Origin of the sequence: uncultured Nostoc sp. (genome assembly GCF_964245575.1) — a bacterium.
Taxonomy (GTDB): domain Bacteria; phylum Cyanobacteriota; class Cyanobacteriia; order Cyanobacteriales; family Nostocaceae; genus Nostoc.
The window spans coordinates 1-4,999 of record NZ_CAXTNP010000074.1 but is presented as its reverse complement, the minus strand read 5'-3'; the positions used below and the strand labels follow the sequence as shown (position 1 = coordinate 4,999).

At 42.4% G+C, this 4,999-nt stretch carries 8 protein-coding genes and 1 pseudogene; 4 read left to right on the top strand and 5 right to left on the bottom strand.

The features are described 5' to 3' along the window. Positions 1–70 precede the first annotated feature (70 nt). Together ACFFAP_RS14075 and ACFFAP_RS14070 are read right to left on the bottom strand one after the other, a co-directional pair. A complete protein-coding gene (locus tag ACFFAP_RS14075) occupies positions 71–388 on the bottom strand; it encodes a hypothetical protein (RefSeq protein WP_375511783.1) in 318 nt (105 codons plus the stop codon). Then, on the bottom strand, positions 366–596 hold the full coding sequence (locus ACFFAP_RS14070) for a DUF5348 domain-containing protein (RefSeq protein ID WP_375511782.1): 231 nt from the start codon (positions 594–596) through the stop codon (positions 366–368). The genes ACFFAP_RS14075 and ACFFAP_RS14070 overlap by 23 nt, the downstream gene beginning before the upstream one ends. A 128-nt stretch (positions 597–724) precedes the next feature. On the opposite strand from ACFFAP_RS14070, the gene ACFFAP_RS14065 reads away from it, so the two are divergent. Next, a complete protein-coding gene (locus ACFFAP_RS14065) occupies positions 725–1,474 on the top strand; it encodes a transposase (RefSeq protein ID WP_375511781.1) in 750 nt (249 codons plus the stop codon). 560 nt (positions 1,475–2,034) lie between these two features. Here ACFFAP_RS14065 and ACFFAP_RS14060 read toward each other — a convergent pair. From ACFFAP_RS14060 to ACFFAP_RS14050, 3 genes are all read right to left on the bottom strand, one after another. Further along, positions 2,035–2,328 (bottom strand): hypothetical protein, encoded by a 294-nt coding sequence (locus ACFFAP_RS14060; protein ID WP_375511780.1) that lies wholly within the window; start codon positions 2,326–2,328, stop codon positions 2,035–2,037. A 456-nt stretch (positions 2,329–2,784) separates the two neighbouring features. Next, a complete protein-coding gene (locus tag ACFFAP_RS14055) occupies positions 2,785–3,441 on the bottom strand; it encodes a KilA-N domain-containing protein (protein ID WP_375511779.1) in 657 nt (218 codons plus the stop codon). Positions 3,442–3,603: 162 nt separating this feature from the next. Continuing rightward, positions 3,604–3,828, bottom strand: a complete 225-nt coding sequence (locus ACFFAP_RS14050) for a hypothetical protein (RefSeq protein ID WP_375511778.1) — start codon at positions 3,826–3,828, stop codon at positions 3,604–3,606. A 230-nt stretch (positions 3,829–4,058) separates the two neighbouring features. Here ACFFAP_RS14050 and ACFFAP_RS14045 point away from each other — a divergent pair, with 230 nt between their 5' ends. The 3 genes and pseudogenes from ACFFAP_RS14045 (at position 4,059) to ACFFAP_RS14035 (ending at position 4,962) form a co-directional block, all read left to right on the top strand. After that, positions 4,059–4,280: a hypothetical protein gene (locus ACFFAP_RS14045; RefSeq protein ID WP_375511777.1), complete on the top strand. Its 222-nt coding sequence runs from the start codon at positions 4,059–4,061 to the stop codon at positions 4,278–4,280. Beyond that, positions 4,273–4,776: a GIY-YIG nuclease family protein gene (locus ACFFAP_RS14040; protein ID WP_375511776.1), complete on the top strand. Its 504-nt coding sequence runs from the start codon at positions 4,273–4,275 to the stop codon at positions 4,774–4,776. Before ACFFAP_RS14045 ends, ACFFAP_RS14040 begins: the two co-directional genes overlap by 8 nt. After that, positions 4,769–4,962: pseudogene (locus tag ACFFAP_RS14035) on the top strand (hypothetical protein). Before ACFFAP_RS14040 ends, ACFFAP_RS14035 begins: the two are co-directional and overlap by 8 nt. The last annotated feature ends 37 nt before the right edge of the window (positions 4,963–4,999 follow it).

Sequence of the window (4,999 nt, the reverse complement as noted above, 5' to 3'; positions counted from 1 at the left end):
GCGATCGCCCCTCATCCTCTAAGAAAATTAACAGGAGTGATCGCCCTCTTATCTTCTAAGAAAAAATTCATTATTCTTCTTCCTTGACAATATAATCACTCGTACCACATAAACTTAAGATGCACCAACCATTATCTTGCATATCAATAGAAAAATGATCTGATTCACAAATCATGTACCAAGAAGCGTGAAAACTAGCATTTAGCCACTTCATTACATTGGCTGTTAGATACCAACTTTGCAGTTCTTTAGGATTAATTCCAAAGTCTTGATGTTCTTTATAAGCATGATTTTGGAGATATTCAAACAGAGTTCCTAGAATGATATATTGTGTACCCAAATTCATGGCGATCGCTCCATCACCTCTAAGAAAAACGACACAGCACACTATTACAATCTTCTATAACATCTTCGCCTTCTGGCTTGAAGACAATTAGATACCAGTTAAAGTTTCCCTTCTCTCTGTAGCACTCACAACGAGCAGGAAACCATTTTTCTGATATCAAAACTTCTAGACAATCACCCGCATGGATAGGTTTATCCATCAAATAAAGGCGGCTTCCACCGCTTTCTTGCCGTAGCTCTAGCTGTTCCATAATACGTAGTTTACCACCGTAGGTATCGCTCCTCTTTTCCTCGCTTGTATCTTGGCATGAAAAAGCTCTCAGGGCATCAGTTATGCTCTACTTACAAGTGATCGCTGCTTCTAATCAGACAAATACTAATGCCTCGTCAGCCTCGTCAAATACAACCAGGGTATTGCTACCACATCACCAGCCGTTGCAATAACCGCGAATTTTACTTGAATCGTCGAGAATGTCGAGAGGTGTTTCTTTTTGCTATCAAAAAAGTATTAGATAAGTTTAAATTTAAGCTCTATGCTCTGTGCATTATGAGCAATCATATTCACTATCTGCTTGAGCCAGCCCACAGTCAAGATTTACCCAAAATCATGCACTGGCTAAATTGGTACACGGCTATGTGTTTCAACCGAATGCTTAAACGTACTGGTCACTTTTGGGAAAAACGTTATCACAGCAGTGCATTTGAGAATACTGACCATCAAAGGGCATTAAACACACTGCGATACATTCATGCCAACCCTAAAACAGCCAGAATGCAGCAAGGATTTTTCTATGACTTCAGTAACTATGGAATGCACGACAAGTTGACAGATGATGGACTTACTCAATGGCATCCAGCATTTTTGTCTTTGGGGCGAACATTGGAAGAATGCGCTAATAAGTACCGGGGGTTTTGTCGAAAGTACAAACCTCAACCCAAACCAGAAAAGCGGAGTCACTGGGGTAGCAAGTTGCTTTTAGGGATGAATGTAAAACACAAGCCAGCGAATAAAAAGAATTCATCACCAGGGCAATTAAGCTTACCTTGGAACCAGTGCCAGGTATTGGAAAATCCCGAAGTGCAAGAAATTGCAGAAAAGTTTACTCGTGCCAATTGCTTCAAACGTTAAAAATTTGCTAATCTTGTTGTTGGTTACTTTCCCCCGTCCATTGCGTCCGTTCCGAACGCCCGCAGCATATAGTAAAGAATCATTGATTCCTATTCCTACCCTATACTCTTGATGGGGACGGAAAAAGGGAAAGGAACCGCGTAGCTGCTATGGTGTTCGTTCATTCAACCTAACTTCAGGGCTAGCCTTGAAGAAGCACAGGATAACTGCATTTTTTATACAGATGTCCACAGCTTATCACGAATTGCTACTGCAATCTGTGATTTGAGTTGTATGCACGAATACCCGGTTAAATAAAGCAGCATAAATTAAGCTTTTAGCTACCGGAATTGTTGCAAACGCTCTCTTCAAGGCAGCCTCCTAGATTAAACCCAAGGAGGTGTAAAAAATGCAACGTTCTACCAAGTGTGTAAGCAATAGCAATAAAACCGCATTCAATGTGGATGCCCCAGGCTGCCTATGTCTGGGGCTTTTGCTTTTGCAGTTTCTATTTGCAGAAAAAAGCCCGGAGTCTCTCCAGGCCGAAAATTAAACTCACTCTAATCATAAAGTCATGTTCGTTAAAAATAAAAACTCATCCCTACTTCCCAAGGGAAACTTGCCTCCTGGAAAGTATGCTTACTTGTTCCTTGCCCTTGTAGCGATCGCTCATATCGTTGCCGCCGCGTTCTCTGGTTGCAACCCTGTGAACTTTTATTTAAAAGGGTTAGGAATTGAGTACCAGTTTGAAAAGGGAGCTTGTCAGCTTCCTCCAGATCAACAACAGAAGTAGAATGACGTAAATCAAGATGCCAGTGCGATCGCTTCTCATTCTTAGAGGATGGAGAGCGATCGCTCCCTTGATTTACAAGCAAGGAAAATACTGAGTCTTAACATCTACCGCCGATACGATTGTGGATTACTTATCAAAATATTATTTTGTAAAACATGGTTTCCTAGAATGCCTATTTTGATAAGTGATGTGTGTTAGTGCTGTCTCATCATTGGTTCTGACGATTCCGCCACCTTTGACGGAACACCCAGCTTGTGTTTATCTCGCTTCACTTTCGCCAGGGTCAGAACCGACGATGAAGCGATCGCACCTCATCCTCTAAGAAAAAGTTCTAATTTTCTGGAACTTTCAATCTAGGCGGTGTAGTCCTAATTAGAAAAGCGACTTATAAATAACTTCTATAAATAGCCCTTGGGGAATATAACCCCATCAAAAGCCCAGTCATCTCGACTGGGTTTTTGGTTCAAGAGCGATCGCTCTCCTATACCAAGAATTAAAGCGATGCCTTGCCGTTAGGCATCGCCAACGCATCCCTGAGTTACTCAAAATCACCCAGCCGCCGAATATCCCAAGGCAATGAGCGTCTACTTTGCCTCAAGATAGATTGATAAGCTTCTGGCGATAACCAGGAACCGTCCTCTAGTTGCTGGTAGCCTTCAGGCACTTGTTCTGGCGGTGTATTCGAGGGAAAAGTCCAGGGACGTTTAGGTAATGCTTTTGGTAGGGCATCAAGACGCTGCTCAATTTGTTCGAGATGTTGATTGATGGGGGTCAGGGCTTGTTCAATAGCGGCGGTAATGGTGGTAAGAGATTCACTATTAATAGGGGTAATAGGGGATTGTCCAGTGGTGAGCCATTGCTCAACCCATTCCTCAATCATGAAGCCAAACTCATCGCTCAACCAAATACCAAACCTGATGGCTAGTTTGGGATGTATCCAAGTGCCTCCACCGTTTGAGGGAGAACCTCGAAACACTTGATATAACTCAATTACCGGAATCCCGGTGATTGAATTTAGGTGAGCCAACGTTTCTTTTGTTCGCTCTAATTCCAGCCAGTGAGCAACATCACGCCTTTTACCAGTTGCTAGTTTGTAAGCTGTAGCCAAAGCAGTGGCGTTAATGTAGCCGTCTAACCGTCGTTGCTCTACTACAGAGTCATTAATGTTGTGTGCAATTACAGCAATTTTGTTCATGGTGAAATGCTCTTAAAACTGTAGGGTCAGGTAAGAGGTACTTGAGAGCGCACCTCAATGTGATGGGAAAATATTCGTTATGCCGCGTCAGCCACAAGCAACCCACTCAGGGCAATGATCATTAGTTGTGCAATTTCTGGACTATCGCACCGGGGACGCTGTTCATTCATTGCATGGTTGAGCTACCCACTTGCCATCAACAGCGCGGTAAAAAGTGCCAAGTAGCCTCATACCAGACCACACCCGATATAAAACACCAAAATCACAATCATCCACAGAGTCAATCTCAAACTCTGGGGCAATATCCTCTACTTGCTCGTTGATGTACTGCTCCAACTCAAACTGAGCCTGGGCTTGGGCATCACCTAAATCACTATGTGTCATCATTGAATAAACCTTTTACTACGGGTTTACAAAGGGCGATCGCGTGTCTTGGCGGATGAGCGATCGCCCTTTGTTATATCCTTTATTATATACGTTGACGTGTCAACACATCAAAACATTAATGTGGTTTTAACCAAAACTATCAATAGCGTTGGCGTGTTAATGTATTGACGCACCAAAAGCGGATTTGGGAGCGTCAATTAAGTTGAAAACAGAAATTACGTGGTTCAAACATGCCTAAATACGTTGACCTTTCTCGTTATTGGACAGAAGACAAAAACTTATCTATTCAAAAAGCTAAAGAAATGACTGGGTTGGACAAAAGAACCTTGTCATCTGCCAAAAAAGGGCAACTTGAGCGTGGGCAGTTTGAGACTCTTTTTAAACTTAGGGATTTAGCTTCTGAATTAGCTGGCAAACCACTAATGCTGGAGGAGATTTTTAAAGATGATTAGTCCTGAAAGTATAGATTTGCTTGCTCTGCCATCAGTGCAGCTATCTGACAAGCGAAGTTTGCCACACTGCCCAGCAATATATTTTGTATTGGATAGCGAAGAAATAGTTTACATAGGGCAGACAAACAGCTTATTGCTTCGATGGCAAGCTCATCATAAATTGAAAGAGTGTAAGGCTCTTGAGAACCCCAGGATTGCCTGGATTGAAATCAGTGATACAACTTTGGTATTAGATATTGAAGCAGCACTTATAGAATGGTTTAAGCCATCTCTCAACAAGCATGGTTGGAGAGAAACTAAGCTATCTCTCAATAAGCATGGTTGGAGAGAAACTAAGAAACGGTATCAAATCATGCTTACCAAAACTGCTTCAGTTGAATTAGACAAAGTATCTGAAGAGTTAGAAACAAGCAGAAGTGAATTAATTGAGAAAGCAATTCGCCAAGGGTTATTTAGACAAGTCAAACTAGAACCATCAGAAATGACTGATGACTAAAACCACAGTTCACCTAGTTGCTCCCCATCAATGGTTGTACTTTGCTGGTGTTTTATACTGATGCCCATTGCTGGCAATTTCGGGTGATTAGTCCTGGTGATGCGGTGAATGGTTACGCGCAAGATTTACTACACGCCTGAAGCGGCAGAGAAAGCGGGGCGGGAGTGGGTAGGTAAGGTGAATTGAAGCTTTACTCAATTTCAGTTTCTCCAGACGCTCGAAC